Source organism: Nitrospirota bacterium (assembly GCA_020846775.1).
Lineage (GTDB): Bacteria > Nitrospirota > 9FT-COMBO-42-15 > HDB-SIOI813 > HDB-SIOI813 > RBG-16-43-11.
This window is the reverse complement of record JADLDG010000061.1, coordinates 1-20,867: the sequence shown is the minus strand read 5'-3', so window position 1 is coordinate 20,867 and position 20,867 is coordinate 1. Positions and strand designations below refer to the sequence as shown.

19 protein-coding genes are annotated in these 20,867 nt (G+C 43.3%); 5 read left to right on the top strand and 14 right to left on the bottom strand.

The features are described 5' to 3' along the window. Nucleotides 1-4 precede the first annotated feature (4 nt). The 3 genes from IT392_08950 to IT392_08940 are packed head-to-tail and all read left to right on the top strand — an operon-like array spanning nt 5 to nt 4,006. Entirely contained in the window at nt 5-457 is a 453-nt protein-coding gene (locus IT392_08950) for a pilus assembly PilX N-terminal domain-containing protein (GenBank protein ID MCC6544613.1), read from the top strand. 12 nt (nt 458-469) lie between these two features. Beyond that, the gene (locus IT392_08945; GenBank protein ID MCC6544612.1) at nt 470-3,634 is read left to right on the top strand and encodes a VWA domain-containing protein; all 3,165 of its coding nucleotides are present in this window, start codon (nt 470-472) and stop codon (nt 3,632-3,634) included. An 18-nt stretch (nt 3,635-3,652) separates the two neighbouring features. Continuing rightward, the gene (locus tag IT392_08940; protein ID MCC6544611.1) at nt 3,653-4,006 is read left to right on the top strand and encodes a hypothetical protein; all 354 of its coding nucleotides are present in this window, start codon (nt 3,653-3,655) and stop codon (nt 4,004-4,006) included. A gap of 10 nt (nt 4,007-4,016) precedes the next feature. Here IT392_08940 and IT392_08935 read toward each other — a convergent pair whose 3' ends face one another. Genes IT392_08935 through IT392_08920 form a run of 4 tightly spaced genes read right to left on the bottom strand, consistent with a single transcriptional unit; the run spans nt 4,017 to nt 10,048 of the window. Next, nucleotides 4,017-4,250: a DUF3276 family protein gene (locus IT392_08935; protein ID MCC6544610.1), complete on the bottom strand. Its 234-nt coding sequence runs from the start codon at nt 4,248-4,250 to the stop codon at nt 4,017-4,019. A gap of 24 nt (nt 4,251-4,274) precedes the next feature. Then, the gene (locus IT392_08930) at nt 4,275-6,665 is read right to left on the bottom strand and encodes a PD40 domain-containing protein (GenBank protein ID MCC6544609.1); all 2,391 of its coding nucleotides are present in this window, start codon (nt 6,663-6,665) and stop codon (nt 4,275-4,277) included. Between the two features lie 12 nt (nt 6,666-6,677). Then, a complete protein-coding gene (locus IT392_08925; protein MCC6544608.1) occupies nt 6,678-7,085 on the bottom strand; it encodes a hypothetical protein in 408 nt (135 codons plus the stop codon). Continuing rightward, nucleotides 7,064-10,048 (bottom strand): carboxypeptidase regulatory-like domain-containing protein, encoded by a 2,985-nt coding sequence (locus IT392_08920; GenBank protein ID MCC6544607.1) that lies wholly within the window; start codon nt 10,046-10,048, stop codon nt 7,064-7,066. The genes IT392_08925 and IT392_08920 overlap by 22 nt, the downstream gene beginning before the upstream one ends. Nucleotides 10,049-10,152: 104 nt before the next feature. Between IT392_08920 and IT392_08915 the strand changes: the two genes are divergently transcribed. Next, on the top strand, nt 10,153-10,587 hold the full coding sequence (locus IT392_08915; GenBank protein ID MCC6544606.1) for a universal stress protein: 435 nt from the start codon (nt 10,153-10,155) through the stop codon (nt 10,585-10,587). An 8-nt stretch (nt 10,588-10,595) separates the two neighbouring features. Here the strand turns inward: IT392_08915 and IT392_08910 are convergent, their stop codons facing one another. Together IT392_08910 and IT392_08905 are read right to left on the bottom strand one after the other, a co-directional pair. Next, entirely contained in the window at nt 10,596-11,384 is a 789-nt protein-coding gene (locus IT392_08910) for an HD-GYP domain-containing protein (protein ID MCC6544605.1), read from the bottom strand. Between the two features lie 25 nt (nt 11,385-11,409). Further along, nucleotides 11,410-11,751: a helix-hairpin-helix domain-containing protein gene (locus IT392_08905; GenBank protein ID MCC6544604.1), complete on the bottom strand. Its 342-nt coding sequence runs from the start codon at nt 11,749-11,751 to the stop codon at nt 11,410-11,412. 409 nt (nt 11,752-12,160) lie between these two features. Here IT392_08905 and cobA point away from each other — a divergent pair, with 409 nt between their 5' ends. Next, nucleotides 12,161-13,402, top strand: a complete 1,242-nt coding sequence (gene cobA / locus IT392_08900) for a uroporphyrinogen-III C-methyltransferase (protein MCC6544603.1) — start codon at nt 12,161-12,163, stop codon at nt 13,400-13,402. A 56-nt stretch (nt 13,403-13,458) separates the two neighbouring features. Here cobA and IT392_08895 read toward each other — a convergent pair whose 3' ends face one another. The 8 genes from IT392_08895 to IT392_08860 form a co-directional block, all read right to left on the bottom strand. After that, a complete protein-coding gene (locus IT392_08895; GenBank protein MCC6544602.1) occupies nt 13,459-14,085 on the bottom strand; it encodes a hypothetical protein in 627 nt (208 codons plus the stop codon). Beyond that, nucleotides 14,085-15,173 carry an ABC transporter ATP-binding protein gene (locus tag IT392_08890; protein ID MCC6544601.1) on the bottom strand — a complete coding sequence of 363 codons (1,089 nt, stop codon included), beginning with the start codon at nt 15,171-15,173 and terminating at the stop codon, nt 14,085-14,087. Before IT392_08890 ends, IT392_08895 begins: the two co-directional genes overlap by 1 nt. Nucleotides 15,174-15,225: 52 nt before the next feature. Next, complete coding sequence (gene cbiQ / locus IT392_08885; GenBank protein MCC6544600.1) at nt 15,226-16,014, bottom strand: cobalt ECF transporter T component CbiQ; 789 nt, start codon at nt 16,012-16,014, stop codon at nt 15,226-15,228. Between the two features lie 153 nt (nt 16,015-16,167). Then, the gene (gene cbiM, locus IT392_08880; GenBank protein ID MCC6544599.1) at nt 16,168-16,803 is read right to left on the bottom strand and encodes a cobalt transporter CbiM; all 636 of its coding nucleotides are present in this window, start codon (nt 16,801-16,803) and stop codon (nt 16,168-16,170) included. Nucleotides 16,804-16,821: 18 nt separating this feature from the next. Next, entirely contained in the window at nt 16,822-17,463 is a 642-nt protein-coding gene (locus IT392_08875; GenBank protein ID MCC6544598.1) for a hypothetical protein, read from the bottom strand. Nucleotides 17,464-17,692: 229 nt separating this feature from the next. Next, a complete protein-coding gene (locus IT392_08870; protein ID MCC6544597.1) occupies nt 17,693-18,307 on the bottom strand; it encodes a hypothetical protein in 615 nt (204 codons plus the stop codon). A 163-nt stretch (nt 18,308-18,470) separates the two neighbouring features. Beyond that, nucleotides 18,471-19,280 (bottom strand): DUF4198 domain-containing protein, encoded by an 810-nt coding sequence (locus IT392_08865; GenBank protein MCC6544596.1) that lies wholly within the window; start codon nt 19,278-19,280, stop codon nt 18,471-18,473. A gap of 26 nt (nt 19,281-19,306) precedes the next feature. After that, the gene (locus tag IT392_08860) at nt 19,307-20,509 is read right to left on the bottom strand and encodes a carbohydrate porin (GenBank protein ID MCC6544595.1); all 1,203 of its coding nucleotides are present in this window, start codon (nt 20,507-20,509) and stop codon (nt 19,307-19,309) included. Nucleotides 20,510-20,867: the final 358 nt, after the last annotated feature.

The following is a 20,867-nucleotide window of genomic DNA, read 5'->3' as shown; positions in this document are numbered from 1 at the left end:
GATAATGATTAAATTAAATGAAGAGAGAGGGACTGCGCTGGTCATAGCAATGGTGTTCCTTGGATTGCTTACCACAATAGGATTATACGCATTGCTTAACTCTACTACCGAGCTGACAAGTTCTGCAAATTACAGAGGCAATAAAGAGGCATTTTATGCAGCAGAGGGTGCTATAGAATATGTTAAGGGAGATGGATATTACTTTACAACAAAGGGAACGCTTAATGTCCCTGATAATAACCACCCGACTGTCGCGGCACGGAGTCTCGCATCAGCCGGGACAATTGCAACAGGATCAATTAGATACATGAATTCAGGCAATCCACCACCTGGTTATGGGTTCAGCGCCAAAGACACTATGTCAAATTATTTTGTAATTGATGCAACAGGTACTTCCAGCTCAGGAGCACAAAGCGTACAGGAAGAAGGGGTAGCAAAGATTTTACCGAAAGGATAAAGGGGGTCTTCAATGAAAAGGTTATTAATAGTAATTTGCATCCTGATCGCTTTCCCTGTTGTTGTCCATGCTGATGACCTGGAGATTTACGGCACGACAACATCTGAGATAAAACCTAATATCCTGATAATTTTTGATAACTCGGGAAGTATGAATGACGAGGTCAAGAGCGCTATAGGTTATAATCCGTCTGTTACATACAGTCAGACCAGTGTGTGCGGCAGCAGTGGTAACTCACTGTGTGCGACCAGCGATGTTTTCAGGTGGCGCGACGTTGAAAAAGTCTGGCAGGCTTATACCACCCTTGCCAAGGTTCAATCCAAATGCACTACTGCATACAATACGCTGTCTACCCAGGGAAGTTATACTGGTAAACTTGCAACATCAGGATCCTGTAGTTCTACGTCAGCTACATATGCTACCGGGAATTACATAAACTTTCTTGTGAGTGACTCAGGGGACTCAGATCCTACCACCCCAAAATTGACCATAGCAAAGAGGGTGGTCACAGACCTTGTACAAACAACAGATTCAGTCAACTTTGGACTCATGGTATTTAATTACTCCCAGGGTGGAAGGCTTGCATTTCCTGTATCAGACATGACAATAGGAACAAACAGGGCTACCCTGATTGGCAAAATTAATGATCTGGAGGGTGAGACATGGACTCCGCTGGCAGAAACACAATATGAGGCAATGAGATATTTCAGCGGGCAGTCAAGTTATTTTAACTCGAGCACAAATTATACATCCCCAATGCAGTATACCTGCCAGAAAAACTACATTATAATTATGACAGACGGCATGTCTACTGAGGACAGAAGCAATGTATTAAAGACCATATGCAATAACGGCGATTGTGACGGAGACGGCTATGAGCCTACAGGAGATCCCAGGAAATCTTATTCCTCAAATGGCTCAGATTATCTAGACGATGTGGCAAAGTATATTCATGATAATGACATGGGTTTAAGTCTTAGTGGAACACAGAGCGTAACTACGTATACCGTCGGGTTTGGCCTTCCTGAAGCAGATGACGGTGCAACACTACTGCTCAAAGAAACAGCTGCTAATGGTGGTGGTGCATATTATTCTGCATATAACACGCAAACCCTGAGCAATGCCTTCACTCAAATAATAGGTTCAATTATTCAGGACAACACATCTTTTGTAGCTCCTGTCGTGCCAGTCAGTCCGGAAAATAAGACTTACAGTGGTGACGCCGTTTATATAGGGTTTTTTAAACCTGCTGTGGGGGCCTTCTGGTCAGGAAATCTCAAGAAGTATGGACTTAACCTCAACAATGGAACTGTAGTAGACAAAAACGGCACACCAGCTCTCGATAGTGACGGAAATTTCCTTGAATCCTCTGTGTCTTATTGGTCAACACTTGCAGACGGAGGTCTTGTGGAAGAAGGAGGGGTTGGAGAAGTACTACTTGCAAGGACGGCGGCAAGGAACATTTACACATATCTCGGGATATCTACAAACCTTACAAACTCATCAAATGCATTTACCACAGGAAACAGTGCATTGACCTATGGTATTTTTAATCTGTCTAACGACACGGAAAAAAACAATCTTATAAAATATATACACGGATATAATTCCTACAGCGCAACACCAACTGAAAAAAGGGATTGGATACTTGGAGACATACTCCATTCCAAGCCTTCGGTGGTTCATTATTCAGAATCACGATCTGTGATATACGTTGGGGCAAATGACGGTATGCTGCATGCATTCGAAGACAGTACAGGTGAAGAATTATGGGGTTTTGTTCCCACAGATTTGCTCGGAAGTCTTAAGAATCTCGTAAGTGGAACAATGCATCCATACTTCGCAGACGCATCACCAAGGATCTTTATAAAGGATGCAAATGGAAATGGCACCATATCTTCGGCCGACGGGGACAAGGTAGTATTAATATTTGGAGCGCGAAGAGGAACAAGTTCATACTTTGCCCTCGATGTAACTAACCCTGACGCTCCTTCAGTAATATGGAGGATTGGAGCAGCCATAACTGCCACTGATCCTGATGTAGGATCAGCCTGGAATGATGCGGAACTAGGACAGAGCTGGTCTGAGCCTGAAATAACGAGGGTAGTCATAAGCGGTGAGGAAAAGTATATATTCCTGATTGGTGGAGGATACGATACACTAAGTGAAGATGTCTCACCAAGGACAACAAGCGCAACAAAAGGCCGGGCGGTATATGCTGTGGACGTCCTTACCGGCAGTAAACTATGGGAATATTCATATACCACTTCAACAGGTGCGGCTGATCCGTCAAACAACAAACATGACATGACTTATGCCATACCAAGTTCCCTAACCGTAATAGATTCAGATGGGAACGGTTATGCAGACAGGGCATATGTTGGCGATGCCGGAGGTCAGATATGGAGATTCGATATAGGGAACAATCTCACCTCAAACTGGACAGGGAAGATCATCTTCCGCTCCAATACAGGTGCTGACGGGTCAACAGGCCGGAAGATCCTGTATCCGCCGGACTTAGTGCAGGAGATAGGATATGACGTCCTGTATTTTGGTACAGGTGACAGAGAATACCCGAGAGGCACGTCTGTAGTTGACAGACTGTATGCTATTAAGGATGCCGGCAACATTACAACACCACTTACTGAATCAAATCTTTACAATGCCACAGAGAACCTGCTTCAGGAAACATCAACGTCTGCAAGTGAAATAGCCTCGATCCTCTCGAGTCTTTCAACCAGTAAGGGGTGGTACATTAAATTAGACCAGCACAATGGTGAAAAAGTTCTCGCGCCGGCAACCGTCTTTGCTAAGGTTGCATACTTCACCTCATTTTCACCTGACCCAGGTGAAAACTTGAATCCATGCTTGCCCAACCGTGGTACAGCAAGGGTATATGCAGTCAATTATCTTACTGCTGAAGCTGTCTTTAATTATGATACAACCAATGACTTAGGATTTTCAACTGAAACAAATAAACGGTCACTGGGCAATGAAGGTCAGATACTTAAACGCAGCGACAGGTTTGATGATATTGGCAGCGGTATACCCTCAGGAGTTGTCGTCATTATTAACGCGGAAGGGGAAGGCGCCCTGATAGGAGTGGGCGGTGGACTTGAAATTCCAGAGGTAAAGGCAGGCAAGACAGCAATACGCCTGTACTGGCGGGATAAGTAATAAACGAAGGAGGGTAAAATGCTTAATTTCCTGATCGCAAGCTTATTGTTGCTGCTTTCACATCAACCGGCGCTGGCAGGAAGCGATGCTACAACAACATTCCAGGGTGTCGTCAACTCCACAGAGGGGATGCCGGGATACCTATACATAAATGAAAGAAAGGTTTTGCTTGATGAAAGCGTTGAAGTCAAAGACCACAAAGAAAAGCACAAGTCCCTTTCCGATATAAAAAGAGGTACGTATATATATGTCGTGACTGAACAAACATTATCCGGCCCAAACGCAATCCGGGTTTACCTCTTGCCCGGCATTATAGCTCACGGCGATAAACATAATTATCCATTTATGCAAAAGGAAGAGGATAGCGATTAAACATTCAGGATTATACCACACCATCTTTTAGCAATGCCCTGGCCTCGGAAAAGGCCGTAAGGAAATTCTCTACGTCATCGGGAAATATGATTACTGAAGAGCGGTTAAATGTGCCGTCATCAGATCGTGTGCTTTCTGCTATTATTAAGAACCGCTTGCTGTTCTTTGCCTCTCTGACATCAAAGAAATATGTCCTTTTCCCTGCCCTGATCATCCTTGTATAAAGACTTGCCTTCTCACTCATTGAAACTACCTCCATTATTAAAATTTACCACATGAATGGATAACCATCGTGCCCTTTGGAATCAGTAAGTCTCATAATGAACCCGATGCCGCCTGCATCAACAGCCCACAGATCGGACCACAGCTCTCCTGAAACATTTGATTCGAGAACTATTCGCTCATTATCAATCCAGGCAGGTGTCCCGTTCCAGACGCCATGTTCTGAATTATTAATATCTGTATTCGTAACATTAATCTCTGTACCGCTATAAATATCAAGTACGTGAACGTTTACATACCACGGCTCATTTACATCGTATACAACCTTAGTTGGTTTCTCATACGCAATCCTTCTGCCATCAGGTGACCACGCCGGTTTCCAGCGGTCATGATTGTCCAGAGATGCTGTAAGATTTTGCGCCAACCTGCTGCTTAATTCCACGACAATGATATCAGTCTTATTCTCCAGCTGTGATGTATAAGCTATCCTTGAACCATCCGGGGACCATGATGGCCATAGGTTGTTGTAAGAATCATCTGTCAGCCTTGTCTCTTCATTTGTATCTATGTTGATTATATAGATGTCACTTTTTATCCCCGTATTCTTTGAATAAACAAGCTGTCTACCATCAGGTGACCAGGACGGCCAGTAACCTTCGGTAATCCAGTTTATGCTGCCTGAGACTAAATCGAAAATATATATTCCATCACTATTTTCACGATTAGAGTGAATCGCGATCTTAGTCCCGTCGGGTGACCCGGCTGGGTGAGTGTATACAATATTCGCATCAGTATTCGGCAGGATTGTTTTCAGATTGCTGAGGTCCGGAGACATAGTGTATACCTCAGATGTGCCGTTTCGGTTTGATATGAACATCAGCCTGTCTCTGTGGACCTTTCCAATTACAGCGCCATATTCTTCTCCAAGCCTGCCTTTAAAGATCACGACATAGCGGCCTTTTTCAATATTATCTGTTGGCGCTTCCATCACTATTCTTTCAGTTATTCCACCGGGGTCAATAGGGTGATCCGCTGATATGATAAAGGTAGATATCATTTCCCTTGTGCCTGTTGTCGCGGAGTCATAGTATATCTCGATAATCCCTTCGTTCAGGGGTTCTTCAGACAGATTCTTTATCTTTATCGCGTCAGCGCCATCCTTTATAACAGCGAGCCTCCCCCTGAAGAAATATTCTGTAAGTCCCGACGCATATGCAACTGCCTTGGGTATTAATATATCAGAATAATCCTTGTAGCAATTCGGATCAAGGTAGGCAGTTTTACCTGCCTTTTCTCTATCACTGAAGAGATTCAATATCGGGTTAAGAAGACCAACGACAGCAAGATGAGGTATGTCTATCCCGTCTGATGTCCGCCCCCTGTAATACCGGACGTCATCCGTTTTCCCATCCTCAGCAACTATTTCATACTTAACAATGTCAATCCAATCCGGACTATCATATTTTTGAAAAACAGTTCCTTCACTCAGGAAATTATTATTGCTGTATTCGGCAAGTCCCTTCATCGCCTGACTTCCGTCATTATCCCAGAAATAAGACAGCTTGCTGAAGGTGATCTTATTGTTTGTCAAGGAATCATTACCAACCTTTCGACCATCCTCCACAAATCCTTCCAGATATGAACCATACATAATCCCATGCCAGATATGATCATAAAGAAAGTCATTGCGTGTATGGGCAGGCACAGCCATATCTTCCAGCATATGAAGACTGTGCCCGAGAGAGAAAAATGTCATTGCATAATTATGCTCACGATCATCCTTAGTCTTTGCAGTGAGTGCATTATAGAAATAGCGCCGCGTATCAGGCCATGCAAAGTAATTATGCGGATAGGCATCTGAAGCCTTACCGGTCACCCTGTCTACAGCTGATGTCCCGTTAAGGTCAAATCCGGGCTCGCAGAGCGAGACAATCGAACAAATGAGACGTCCGGCATTACTCTGCTCTGCAGACGGGTAAAAAAGAGCAAGGAAGTCTGCGAATATTCCTACCCCGTAATAATTATTGTCAAGACCGGAGTTTGATACAGGGTCATGGAAATGGTGCTGTGACCGCTCGGTAGGATGATCTTCAGCCTCGCTCCCGGAGACCAGTAAATATTCTGCTGAATAAGGCTGAGCAGATCTCGTAGGGAATTGCCGCCGGAACGACTTTCCAAACACTTTGTTATTGCGCTCTACCTGTTTAATCATTTCGCTATCTGAAACTTCAGGATGAAAAACAAGTTGAGTGCCAAGACCGTCTTTTAAGTCAATGTCATCTTTCAGGTAACGTTCCAGAGTCCTATCCTTTAGCATGCTGTCAACTGCCGATGCAGTAATCGCCGGATGTGTATAGTTGCTGCCAAATCCGAAGGAGTAATCAGCGCACAGTATGCTGGAAATTCCTATAATTATAATAAGCATTACTCCGTACATTGTAGACCTCCTTTAAAATTTCTCTATCTTCCATAAACCGAATATATCTTTACGGAACCAGATATACTGAGTATATCCATCATCCGGATTCCCTATTCTGGCCCTGTATTTTGCCTCATTGTCTTTTATATAAACCGGATCTATTTTTATTATATGTGAGGCTATCTCCGGCAGCTTATCCTTAATTGACTCAAACTGCGTTCTATATTTCCATCTTGAATTAAAAGCAATGTATTTAAGGGCCCCTTCAATGTCACCGGCTGATAGGTGACCGATCATAGAACCCCACAAGGCCTTAAGATCTTTATCAACATTGACATCAATTGAGTCTCCGGCATGCACGGTAATATTCCAACATAATAAATATATGATGGATAGCAATATCAGTTTACGGTTCATCAGAAATTTAGTATTTTCCATAATCCGTAAATGTCCCGTTCAAACCAGATGTAATGCGCAGCATCATCGTGGTAGACTCGGGCCTTTGCAATATTGTCATTTAGGGTTACAAGCTGGATATCGCCCAAGCTGCTAAAGAACTCTGACAATTTATCTCCGGCGGCGTTAAACTGCTCCTCAAATCTTTTCCGTGTCTCAGGTATAATCATAGATAATGCGTTTTCATTGTTATTATTTTCAAAATTATTTTTGAATCCTTTCCATATTTGCTTTAACATATTTTCGACATAACTTCTTTCCATTCCTGTAAACTCAAATTCACGGGTATAACTATTCCCCGCGGAATCTGTCAGGTTTATTGTCAGCGTATAGATTCCGGGGTCATTTATTAATACTGTATAACGAAATATATCTTCATACACCACCTGTGCTTCTGCAGGCCCTGAGATCTGGATATTACTATTGACAAACACTGTATCCTGAGGAACTTTTATTCCAACAGTTAGAATGAGCGGCACAATTCCTGCCTCTTGCGCATAGATTAAGACACCTTCGTTTACATCAGGAGATCTTGATAACTCTATCGTATCAGTAACCATAGTCCCGTCTTTATCAACAACTTCTGCAGTTATTATATTCAAACCCTCTGTCAGCGGAACATAGTTTGCCGAAAAGTAGCCATTATATGTATTGGCGAGGACGCCATTAACGCGGACGCCGGCATCCATATTTCCGTTTCTGAAAGACCCTTTGACGACTGTATCATCACCGGCTATAGTCCCTCCGTTTTCAGGATAGCTTATATCTATGGAATAGTTATTCCTGTTCAGGATAAAATTATGAATCAGTACTAATGTATCTTTACTGAATGCAGATGCATTAACATTGACTTTTTCTGCATCATATCCTGTTAAGAACCCGCCTGCCTCAAAGGAATTGCGTGGTATACCCCCGATCAGATAAATACCATTGTTGTCGGACACTGCATTAAAAGATGATCCTGTTACTGAAACAGTTGCACCTTCCAAAGGTTGACCAGCTGTATTCATAATATGCCCTGTAAGGGTAAATGTATCCGGATGGCTGAGAGGCAGCAGAACTATGTCCTGAGCAGGTGGGGAATCACCACCCAATAGCAATATCTTAGCAATCTTTGGTTCATACCCATTTTTCTCAACAGATATTGTTTTATCCCCACTGTTTATGTCCTTTATTCTGTATTCTCCGTCTTTATCACTTATTACAGACACGTTCTCACCGTTCTGTGAAATCAGGGTAACTGCAGCTCCGGAAACTGGAAGACCCAGAACTCCGTTTAATATGCGTCCGGATACCTCCGACGTCTCAGAATAAGTGTAAACGATATCAATATTGGCACTCATGGAGTTTCCGGAAAGGTCTGAGGCCTCGATTGTAATGTTATTGTGGCCGGGCTGAAGAAATATATTTGCATTAAATCTACCGTCTGAGACAGGAACGTTCATATTATTGATGTAATTATTTATCAGGGACACACTCTGGACGGTTGGATCATCTACTATCCCTCCTATCATCAATTCCTGGCTGGTAACAACTGACCCGCCTGAAGGATAAGAAATCTCAACATTCGGCGGTGTGCAATCAATATTCAGGATGATAGTTCTGGCAATAGTTATCCCGGATTCATTTGTCACATCTATTGATATTGTGTTGAGACCGTCCTGCAAAAGGAGGTCGCTGTAATAATAGAAGCCTTTCTCATTATAAACAGCATCTGTATTATTAATCAGCACTCTGACAGGCAATTCCTCATAATCGTATGCATACACCCTGACCTGCTCATATCTGTACATCTCAGACAATTGACGCTGGAGGAGTTTATCAAACGACGGATTTTTCACTTCAAGATCGTATTTGTAATACTCACACACCGGAGGAAACTCGCCAGGCACGAGGCATATATTTTCAAGAACAGGGCCTGTTTCGGGAAATATCTCCACAAGGGCCATGAGGTCCTGATCCCACCGGAACTTGACCCTCTTAGGGTTGTAGAACAGCAGTTTGACAGTGGGACTAACTTCCGCCGGAGATAGTTCCTGATCTGCAAAATATCCGGTCAAGTCGAAATAGGGTAAGCCTTCCTGAGTATAACCGTCAGGATTAGCGACAGTCACATCAGGAGTACTGATACCTGTAATTACCATCTTTATAGGCGTATGTATTGTTGAATCTGACACGTTTTTAAGCACCATGTCGAGTGCAAGCATGTTGGTCCGCACGTTAAGGACGGGAGATTTAAATTCAATCCTGGTAAGATCATTAACATTCTGTTCAAGCAGTTCTCCGTGTGCAGTACCGATGCCCGGTATCATGATTACTAATAGAATCATAATCGAGATGAGGCATTTAAGAATTCTCTTATTTCGGCCAAATAAAAAGACCCAGATGAGTCCTCCTCCCAGTAATATCAATGTCCCTGGTTCCGGCACAGCAGTTATTGGGTCCATCACATCATCTATTGCTGCAATGGAGGTGAAGCCGTCATCCTGATCAATCAAGTCAAAACTAAGCATCACAGAAGTGCCATAGATGAAGCCTGAGATATCCAGTGAGAATGGGACAAAGTCATTAAAGGGTTCCAATGAAAGGGGCGCAGCCAGGAAATTCCCATGTCCATCATCAAGACTTACCTGGAACGAATCCGGTGGATATGAAAGGTAATCTGGAGAGAGGATATCATCCGGCCCTGTAATATCAAAATAGTATTTAAAGTTCAGACGATCTCCAGATACGACAAATATCGTATATATTGACGTATCATACACCCCGTAAATTCCGCCGGTTCGCAGTATGGCCGCCCCCTGATCAGCAGTGACATCTCCATACGTATCCCATCCGAGGAGTCCGGAGCTAAAATCACCATTGATAAGCTGTCCGGCAGAATAACGGGGTAAAAACAGGATTATAATAAATAAATATGTTAGTGTTCTACTTATATTTATCAATGTTGGCCTCCGCTTAATTAATCGCAACACCTCAGTGCGAAAGGGATTACACATAATCAAATAAATCAATTGACAAAAGGCTTTAAATATCTTATTTATCAGTCATGATTGAATTCTCAAAAATACTCTATTTGACTGATTTCTCGGAATCGTCAGAGTACGCTGGTCAATATGCAATCTCCATCGCCGGCAAATACGGATGCAGGATTTATGCTGCACATGTCGTTGAACCCTTTACCTATGCCGACGATTTCGGTATTGACTACGGCGCTCAATTCAGGGAGATGGAGGCCACTGCCGGAATATTGCTGGATAAAACAGTGGCCTCCATAAAGAGTACCGGCACAGACGTAGAAAGCGTGATGCTATCTGGCAATCCCTCTGTGGAGATAGTAAAGTTTGCAGAAGAACAGGCAATTGATCTGATTGTAATGGCTACTCATGGCCGGTCCGGCATTGAACACCTTCTAATGGGGAGCGTGGCAGAGAAAGTCCTGAGAAAATCACCCTGCCCTGTCATGACCATTAAGAAGAAGTGACACCGAATCTATACTGTAATCTCTTTCTTTCCCAGGAGTTCTGTAAAAATAGCAACCACATCAGGGTCAAGCTGACCTCCGGATAATTTCCTTATCTCCTCTATTGCCATTTCAGAGGACATCGCCTTACGGTATGGCCTGACATTCATCAATGCTTCAAACGTATCTGCAACTGCCAGAATCCTTCCTTCTACAGGGATGTCCTTTCCGGATAATCTGAACGGATAGCCCCTGCCATCATATCTTTCATGATGGTACAATATATATGGAACTACTGGTCTGAGAAAATCTATCTTCATGATCATACCGGCACCTACCCTCGTATGCCTGCGTATCAGACGCATCTCTTTAATGGTCAGCCGTTCGCTTTTGCTTAATATCTCCTCTGTAACGCATATCTTGCCAATGTCATGAAGGTAAGCCCCTATGTCCAGCTCTTCTATCTTCTCCCGTCTCCAGCACAATGCCTTTGCTATTGCTACGGCATATCTCGCTACCCTGACTGAATGACCGGTACCGAGCGGGTCTCTCATTTCAATATAAGTAGAGAGTCTTGTAATGGTATCCCTGTTCCGTGCCTGCAGCTGTCTTATCCTCTGTGTCTCAAAGGCTTCATCGGTTGATATGAAGGGGGTCAGATATGATGATTGAGGTGGCGCCGCTTCGTTGACCGCACATGCATCAGGGATAACATCAGTGTGTCTGAACAGACAAAGCAGATTAGGACTCTGTCGGTACTTTATCTTTATGCTGAGGTTTTTTATATACCTCCTGAGATAGGTATCATCTATATTCATCTTCAGCTCCTTTTGGCATACACATCTACTTATTATTTTGTGCCTTGATTGCACTTTCAGTTTTTACTGTAAAATACGGTTTGATCTTCCCGAATAATTTGTCCCCGATGCCATCTACTTTTTTCAGGTCTTCAACCTTAACAAAGGGACCATGTTTTTCTCTGAATTTAACAATTGCCTGTGACTTTTTTTCCCCAAGCCCGGGTATAGCGGCCATGTCATCTGCAGACGCTGCATTTACATTTAATACTGCCATCTCACCTTTGGAGACTGGAGCTGCGGCTTCTGCCATTACCAAACAAGGTTGAACTGCAGAGATACTTAAAAGCAGAAGCAGGTAACTTACAGTTAATGCTTTTTTCATCATTTTTCTCACCTCCTTTCATTTTCTTTAAACTCAACATTGAGCAACTTCAATGCCAGTAAATTTTACATCTCTATTAGCACCTTAAACCCCTTGTAAAATATAGGTATAACGATTCCACGATTCAGATATAACATTTTAAATTCACAGGTATCATGCACACAAAAGAGGGCATATCTGAAAAAGGATTGCACTCGCGCTTGTGCAATGGGTAATATTCGCAGGCTTTCTAAGAAGATTAATTTGTTCTATAATGACAAGGAAAGGCGATATGTTCGGATGAACCGTCATGAGCCGAGGGCTCACAAATTTGCATGAAAATAATCCCCCTTAATCCCCCTTTTTCAAAGGGGGAAATTAGTTACCCCACTTTAGAAAAGGGGGGCAGGGGGGATTTGAAAGGCTATTTCGAGTGAAGATAAAGGAGATTGGGAAAGTATACTTAGTCGGCGCAGGGCCGGGTGATATAGGGCTTTTCACACTGAAGGGAAAGGAGTGCGTGGAAAAAGCCGATGTCATTATTTATGATTACCTTGCCAATGCGAATATCCTTTCCTTTGCACGGCCTGAGACTGAATGTATATTTGTCGGAAAACATGGCGGTAAATCCATTATGCCTCAGGAAGAAATTAACAGATTAATGATCAGGAAGGCGTCTGCAGGTCATACTGTAGTCAGGCTTAAGGGAGGTGATCCGTTTATCTTCGGACGGGGGGGAGAAGAGGCCGAAAATCTTTCAATAGCAGGTATCCCCTTTGATATAGTTCCCGGTGTAACTTCTGCTATCGCAGTACCTGCACTGGCCGGTATTCCTCTAACTCACAGGAAGTATTCATCAAATATCGGAATCGTAACAGGGCATGAATACACTTTGAATAAAAATAGCGCTATGGCATGGGACAAGCTTGCAACCGGAGTAGATACACTTGTAATTTTAATGGGTATAACAAATCTCTCTTTTATCGTAAATAAAATAATAAAACATGGCCGTTCCCCTGCTACACCTGCTGCAGTTATTCAGTGGGGGACTACGCCTGACCAAATTACAGTTACAGGAACCCTCGGAAATATAGTCAGACGGTCAAATGCAGAGCAGATTAGACCGCCGGCCATTATAGTAATTGGGGATGTAGTAAGATTACGCCCGCGGCTTACAACAATATCTTATGCATCTGTCAGGACTGATAATCCCATGGGAGAGGTCTTTGTCGCTGCAACACATGAGGGTGTTTGCAGGATTAGCTTTGGAAATGAGAGGTCATTTCTTAAGGAGATAAAATCAATTTATAAAGACTCTTTAATCCTTAAAGATGAGCAGCAATTAATGCCGGTCTTATCTGAGCTTGGCAATTATTTTAGCGGACATACGACAAAGTTCACTTTTAAGTTAAACTTAACCGGCACAGATTTTCAGAAATTAGTCTGGAAGGAATTACTTAATATTCCTTATGGAAAGACCGCTTCATATAAAGATGTAGCAATTATGATTGGAAAGCCTCATGCTGTCAGGGCAGTAGGCGGTGCCTGCGGAAAAAATCCTATCCCCATTGTCATTCCATGTCACAGGGTCATTAGCGCCGATGGAAACATCGGTGGATACAGCGGGGGGCCCGGAATAAAAATGGCGTTGCTTAAAATAGAAGGGATTAAATAGGGACAGCGCCTATTTATTTGCAGACATTGTCAGGGCTAAATAAATAGGCGCTGTCCCTATTTAATCCCAGGCGGCATCCACAATTCATAGAGCACTCGAAGTGATATAAATGCGATACATATTCCTATTGTGATCCCGGTAATCACAGGGAGCCATGAAAAGTTGGTGCTGACGAAACGAACCAGATAGAGTCCGGCTATATCAAGTAAAAAAGAAATGCCTAGCATACCGACAAGTAAAACCTTAAGCCATTCGGCCAAATTAGTAAAACAGGTCAGTGTCCCCAGGGACAGTAAGAGCAGCGAAAATCCGAACAAGTGGACATGTGCCACCTGGGCCATCTGCTGTAGGGAGACAGGCTTTATACCACCTTCATGCTCAGGCATCATCCCGTCATGCACATGATCGTTATCTGCATCTTCTTTGTCATCCAGGTTTACCTCTTCTTCAACGAAACCTTTCTCCTTTATAATAGTCTTCTCTGACTCTGAAAGAATTTGTCCGCCGTAATGGTCTGAAATAGAAGCAGGGGTAAGCCCTACCGACAGGGCTGCATTAAGGGCGCCATTCAGGTAACCGGCGCTCAGGGTTATCACAAATCCCGTGATGAGAATCTTCCATGAAGTGGAAAGCTGAGATAGTTTAATTTGATTTAACACCATGAGAACCTTAGTGGTCGCCATCAGTGTGTATGAAACCCATCCCCATGCGAATGACCCCGCCTGAACCATTTTTTCTTAGTCTGACCGGACGGGCTCGCAACGGATACATTTTCCTGTTCGGATTGTTTATCATGAGAATGAGGCACTTCATCGCCTGTATGCACATGATCACCCTTCTCATGTCCAAGCTTGTGGATATGAACCTCAGGGACAGGTTCATGCAGATGATCGTGCTCATGCTCATGGGCATGCAAATGGACATGTCCGTGCTGATCTACACCATGGATATGGCGATGTGCATGGAGAAAGCTCTTGATAATACTCCTATGCTCTTCATCCATTTCAGCCTTGTGAAGCATATCATGCAGGAGTTCATGGGTCCTTACAGCAAGGGGCAGTTCAAGGCTGTGAGCCTCCAGCATTTCTCTGTCATAGAGTATCTCTGATGAGGGGCCGTCCGCAACTATCTTCCCTCCGCTCAAAAGCAGACTGCGGCTGCAGACCTCGAGTGCAATATCAAGATCATGTGTACAGAGCAATATGGTTTTGTCTGATGACTTAAGCCATTCAATAAGGCGCCGGCGGCTCAACGGGTCCATATTGGTGGATGGCTCATCAAAGACAAGTACCTCAGGCTGATATGAAAGTACAGTTGCAAGCGCCAGTCTTTTTCTCTCTCCGAAAGACAGGTGAAAGGATGACCGGTTCTCAAAACCGGCAAGTCCAACCAACTCAAGGGCATCCTTTACTCGAGCATGAATTGTATCCCTTGAAAGGCCAAGATTCAGCGGACCGAAAGCAACATCATCAAAGACTGTAGGACAAAATAGCTGATCGTCCGGGTCTTGAAATACAATCCCTACGCTTCGCCTGATCTTTGTAAGATTATCACGGGTCACCTCAATTCCGTCAATCAGCACACGCCCGCTGCTCGGCATCAAGACCCCGTTTAACTGACTCATAAAAGTTGACTTCCCGGCTCCGTTAGGTCCTATGAGTGCAACCTTCTCTCCCCTGCCAATATTACAGGTGATACCTTTAAGCACCTCGCGTCCATCCGGGTAGGCAAAACAGACATCATCAACTAAGATTGCACTATTATCAGACATCAAAATCTCCTCATTGCTCAACACTCATTGCTCTCCACTCATTGCTATATTATTAATACCACCCCTTAATCGCAGGCGCAAACACCCTGATCAAATCTACAGCCAGAACTGCAACAGTTACCAAAACTATCAAGCCGGCCTTCACGTAATCTTTCCCACATGCCTTAAAGCTTACCAGCGAATGAAGCTCGCCTTCATAACCTTTTGAGAGCATAGCGCTGTATACCCTGGAAGTCCGTTCAAAACTCCGGATAAGCAGCGCCCCGACAAAGTTACCCATTGTTCGAAGAGTATTCATATTCGCCTTCATAACAAATCCTTTTGAACGCATTGCCTTTTCCATCCTTTTTATTTCATCAATGAAGACAAAGATATACCGGTATGTGAAGAGAATCATCTGGACGAGTACTTTAGGACATCTGAGATTCTGCAAGGCGATCATGGAAACATCAAAACGGGATGAACCAAATATGGCATTAGTAGTTAACACTATGGCAACCGCTTTGACAAAAATAAGAATGGACAGTCGAAATCCTTCCCATGCAAATGGAAGACCGATAATATGGAAAGCCGCTTCACCAGGATAAGAGAATGGCAGCATCAGAAAGAATGGAGCGAGAAAAATCACAATTACTTTAATGCTGTTGGATACAAAGTGAAAAGGAATATTTGTTAATTTAATGATTGTAATTGCAATAACCAGAGATGCTGCCGCAACAGGTATGGTCTGAAGGAGCGCTACTACGAATATAAAAAACACGAGTGAAAGGATTTTGATCCTCGGATCCCAGCGCTGAACGGATGACTCTATATGAGAAAACCTGTCTATATCAAAAGCCACTTTAACTTCCTCAGTTTATCCGAAAACAAAGCTTCTCTGTCACCCAAAAATCTTGTGCTGAACATAGTTTCAGTACTGTTTGGTGATCTCTTAGTATGAGATTCTGACATAAATCAGTATGTCGTATTAACGGCTACTGGCCTCTTTAACTGGTTATGCAACATTTTTAGTATATGCCTTCTGTACATGACCTGCAAGCATGTCAGGTCTGGTCTTCTTTAAGAATGTGACACATGCGCCAACTACAATTGCCTCAATTATAAGGGCCGGCACATGGGCTGCCAGGGCATAGCCTGCTGTTGCCCAGTACTCCTCGCCTGAAGTATATAAGGCAAGTGCAAGAATAAGACCTGAAACAAGAACACCGGTAGAACCTGCCAGAGCACCAAAAATCATCTCCAGTCTATCACCAAAGGGAAAGTGGTGTCTCAACTGCCAGACAAAGTAGGCAACCAGAGCCCCTCCTCCAAGCATGACACAGTTAACCCCTATCACTGTCACTCCGCCAAAACCAAAAAGAAACGCCTGCAATACAACACCGAGCATTACGGCAGCAAAGGCTCGAGGTCCAAGAATAACCCCGACGAGACCGTTCATAATAAAATGGATGCTTGTAGGACCAACAGGTATGTGGATCAGGTTGACAACGAAGAAGACTGCTGCCATAACAGAGACCTTTGGTATCTCCTCGAGATTCATCTTCCTCATAGTAACTGCTGCAATTATTGCTGTTCCGCCAAAACCTGCTGCTAATACCGGCGCAGATAATATGCCATCGGCTATATGCATGTTAACATATCTCCTTTTCTATGAACTCCTGCGTGACTTAAAGTAGAGGATTATTCCCATCAATCCCAGTATATAACCCACACCACCAATAATTGTCGTTAATGAATTCTTCTGCTGCATCTCGGTAAAGCTTCTTACAAGCGGTTTTATTGCCTCACCCACGGACCTCTCTACAGCCTTTTCAACAATAGCCTGGAGTTGAGCATCGTCAAGACGGCTGGCCTGACTTACATCAACATTTTCTTCTTTGATTTTATCCGCTTTTACTGTTTTTGACTTAATGTCTTTTGAAGCTGGTGGAGTTACTGCCTTGGAAGTTTTACTGCCATCGTCAAGATGCAGCTCGCCGGCCGGAAGTGTATACTCTGTCTTGTGCCCCATACCTGCGTCAAGGACAATCCTGAGGTCTGACTTTTTAGGCGCCGTAAAATTAAACTGGCCTGAATCATTAGTTAATCCATGAAGCAATTCCGATCCCGATGAATCATAAACAACAACCTTGCTATTCATAGCCTTCTTACCATCTGCAAAATACCCTTCAACAAAGACCTCATCACCCTCTGCATAGGTAAACATTTGCACCTTATGAGCATATGCAGCGGAGACAAGTACAATTGAAAGACACGCCGTAGCTATGAACAAGTAGATCTTTTTAAACATTTCACCTCTCCTAAAAATATAAGCCATTTATTATTATCAACATAAATAAAAAAGCCATGTAGGCCCCGCTATCCAGCGGGTTTCAGGCCTACATGGCCACATTTCAATCTCAACTCCAAAAAAACCTTCAAATTCCTTACTATTCTTTGAAGAGGTTCGCCTCTCCGTTGTTGATAACAATTAAACATTAAATAATAAAAACTGTCAAGAATATTTGACAATAGAGGAATCATTTTGAGGAGGTCACAAAAGTTGAGAGTAATGCCGCCATATCACGCAACTGGGAATATATCGTTTCGGTTGTCAATGAAGATTTGGATGCCTCCTTGGCCATTGTTGCCAGCTTCTTTATGGTCACCCCTTCAACCTGAGGCAAATATCCTGTACCGATGGAAGCCTTCATATCCGGCACATATTTTTCATTAACATTCAGTATGGCTGCCTTTGTAACATTCCCCTTTGTATCTATACCTATCGCCAGGTTGACCTCTCCGTGCATGTACTCAATTTCAACAACCATAGCCGCTCCTTTGGCCGCTCCGCTATTGCTGTCACGGGCTACATAATATGTGTAAACTCCTTCATCTAACCTGACTCCATATTCCTCATTTGCCTTCTTTGCCTTATCCCGGTCCAGCATCTCTTTCCGCAGAACAACCTTAGCCCCGGCAGGCAGTATCTGCTTAAGCGCCTCCCCTTTTTTCAGAAATACGACCTGTGGACCCGCATGGCCTTTATGAGCCATGGCAGGGCCGGACAAAACAGTTATCCCTGAGAAAAGGGTGATGACCGTAATAAATATTAAGCATCGTAAATGTCCACGAAATGCTCTGTAATGTAACACCCTGGCCTCCTCACTATTCTTTCTAAAATTAATCCTACAGTTATTCCTAACTTGTTTCAAGATCTACTAACCTTGCATAGTTTATTTTCCTGTAATAATTTATAATCAACAAACTGGATTAATAGCTGAATTTTCATATCCTCTCATCAATTGACCTGGATACCTATTTCTTCTTCGTCCCCATGTCATAAGTCTTTACCCAGAGGACTGCCCCTATTTCAACAGGATACTCCTTGCCTTCATGCGTAAGGGTCGCATCATCGGTATTCAGAGCTGCAAAGCCCCACCAGCCTGCCCTCGGCATTGCATAAGTAAAAACTCCGTTCTTATCAGCCTTAACTACCTGAGTAATCATTGGATCTGCGGGAACTTTTACAGTTCCTTCCTCATTGTAGTATTCCACCTCAACCTCTGTAAAAGGAGCAGGTTCGTTATCTACCATCACAACCCCCTGAAACACATTCCCTGTCCATAAACCGTATGGCCTTGTCAGCGGGACGATTTCTGTCTTCAGACCAACTGCCTGATCCCAGCCTTCTTCCATACCGAGTGAGTTTACGATAACCTTTGTGTAGTGAATTATGAAGGACTCTTCTGCCGGTTCCCAGTAAGGCTTTGGTTCTACATAGAAGATATGATCACCTGGAGTTTTTAAAGTATAGGCACTTTTAAAGGCGGTAAATTTTTTTCCAGCCCTGTCCGTAACATTTAACTCTTTTAGAGAACTCAACAGATCAATATTTTTTTCTCCAATAACCACACCAAACCGGACCGGTTTTTCTGCACTCATACCATGCCCCTCAAATGGATGAGTGAACAGGACGTCCAGTGTAATATCACGCTTCTCGTTTTGCGAGACCATCTCGTCAGATGGGATAATCATCTCGAAATGGGCATATGCCGTACTACCAACATATGTCCAGAAAATCAAACCTATCAGCGCTGCCCATGTTGCTTTAGTAATCTTATTCATTGATGTATCCTCCATGTTATTCTTATTTAAAAGTTCATCTGCGCCCTGAGCCCGAAGACGGTAATAGTGTCAATATCGGCATTACCACCTGCATTAGTAATTACCTGCACGTCAGGAGTAAGCGTAAAGTGGTCGCTGAAACCTATCTTGTAATAAGCCTCAATATGGCCTTCATCATCCGGATTGGCCGCTGCACCGGATGATTGATCATTAATAGCAAGAACTCCGGCAGCTATTCCTATAACATCATTGTCTCTATTCCAGAATGACCCGTTTAAAGATACACCACCGCTGATGGCAGACTTAACGAGATTTTGATCTATACCATCATCAATAGCGGCATATCTGACGAACAGACCTAAACCTCCGATAACCTCCTGATCAAAACTCAAACCGAAACCTGTGTTGGTTTTATCTGTTTTGGTCGGATCACTTATATCTGTATAATTTCTGGCATCGTAAATATAATAAAATCTGTAGTTTCCTTCCCTTCCAAACAGTCCAGGTTTTATATTAACCTGTCCTGCACCATATGCATTGGAAGTAATATCATCAAACCCTGAACCAACTCCATTTGCTGCGGTTAATGTTATATCAACTACCTTTGCCGGACTGTATGTTAAAGAAATACCCGGTGCATAATAACTATCGAGTTCAGGAAAGATTGAGCCGGCATAGCGAGTGAACATCCCTGTGATAAACTGATCTGTTTCATCATTGGCATAAGCGTTCTCATCATGACAACTATGGACGTCTAACTTCCCCACTCTGAGTCCCAGCTGACCATCAAGAAAGTTCCCTTCGTAGTATGCCTGAGAAACAGATATCGAAGCAAATGCATTATCTGCTGTAGAAAGCTCCGTAATAAATGCATCATAATTTGGCGTTGATAATGCATTGAGAGGATCATTTACTCCACTGCCATTTCCTGCCTCAAGTGCGACAACAACTTTACCTGTCTGAGTTACACCGGCCTCAAAGATTAAATCAAGAGTATAAGTAAAATCTGTCACATCACCATTGTCAGCAATACCGTTTGTCCCCTGAAGTATTGAGGTAATACCGCCGGAGATATTTAATTTGCCTATCTCATGCGGGATGATGTGGCCTCCGTCATCCTCTTCTTCAGCCTGGGCAACTGCCGGCTGTGTTAACATAAAACTGAAGAAGACCGCTCCTGCAACTGCTGATGCTGCGATGCCTTTCTTGAGACTTTTCCTGCAAATCATTCTGTTTCTCCTTTCTTACTACTATGGGTTAAAAAAAAGACCACGGAAGTTGGAGCTCACCCATCCAGGCAAGCTCTGCAGAAACCTCCGTGGTCTCCTGGTTTAATCAAAAAAAAAGCCGTGAATGCCACCCGCTCCCGCGGGTTATTGACCTTCATGGCCTTGATTGTTTATTGATAATTCTTTAACTATCAGTAGCTACTGCTGAAGAGGTTCGCCTCTTCGTTGATGGATTTTATTAAACACGACATTTTAAAATCTGTCAAGAATTTTTATAGACTAATAGATTTTTCCAAAGTTCTGCTGTCGTATTCACATCACACATCACAATAATTCTTGACATAAAAATATCTGTCTG

Excerpts from the sequence above, each read along its gene's own strand:
- IT392_08895 (MCC6544602.1), bottom strand. The coding sequence starts at position 14,085 with ATGGCGACCACTAAGGTTCTCATGGTGTTAAATCAAATTAAACTATCT.
- IT392_08890 (MCC6544601.1), bottom strand. The coding sequence starts at position 15,173 with ATGTCTGATAATAGTGCAATCTTAGTTGATGATGTCTGTTTTGCCTAC.
- IT392_08875 (MCC6544598.1), bottom strand. The coding sequence starts at position 17,463 with ATGTTTAAAAAGATCTACTTGTTCATAGCTACGGCGTGTCTTTCAATT.
- IT392_08930 (MCC6544609.1), bottom strand. The coding sequence starts at position 6,665 with ATGTACGGAGTAATGCTTATTATAATTATAGGAATTTCCAGCATACTG.
- IT392_08915 (MCC6544606.1), top strand. The coding sequence starts at position 10,153 with ATGATTGAATTCTCAAAAATACTCTATTTGACTGATTTCTCGGAATCG.
- IT392_08860 (MCC6544595.1), bottom strand. The coding sequence starts at position 20,509 with ATGATTTGCAGGAAAAGTCTCAAGAAAGGCATCGCAGCATCAGCAGTT.
- IT392_08925 (MCC6544608.1), bottom strand. The coding sequence starts at position 7,085 with ATGGAAAATACTAAATTTCTGATGAACCGTAAACTGATATTGCTATCC.
- IT392_08945 (MCC6544612.1), top strand. The coding sequence starts at position 470 with ATGAAAAGGTTATTAATAGTAATTTGCATCCTGATCGCTTTCCCTGTT.
- IT392_08940 (MCC6544611.1), top strand. The coding sequence starts at position 3,653 with ATGCTTAATTTCCTGATCGCAAGCTTATTGTTGCTGCTTTCACATCAA.
- IT392_08935 (MCC6544610.1), bottom strand. The coding sequence starts at position 4,250 with ATGAGTGAGAAGGCAAGTCTTTATACAAGGATGATCAGGGCAGGGAAA.
- IT392_08905 (MCC6544604.1), bottom strand. The coding sequence starts at position 11,751 with ATGATGAAAAAAGCATTAACTGTAAGTTACCTGCTTCTGCTTTTAAGT.
- cbiM (MCC6544599.1), bottom strand. The coding sequence starts at position 16,803 with ATGCATATAGCCGATGGCATATTATCTGCGCCGGTATTAGCAGCAGGT.
- IT392_08865 (MCC6544596.1), bottom strand. The coding sequence starts at position 19,280 with ATGAATAAGATTACTAAAGCAACATGGGCAGCGCTGATAGGTTTGATT.
- IT392_08910 (MCC6544605.1), bottom strand. The coding sequence starts at position 11,384 with ATGAATATAGATGATACCTATCTCAGGAGGTATATAAAAAACCTCAGC.
- IT392_08950 (MCC6544613.1), top strand. The coding sequence starts at position 5 with ATGATTAAATTAAATGAAGAGAGAGGGACTGCGCTGGTCATAGCAATG.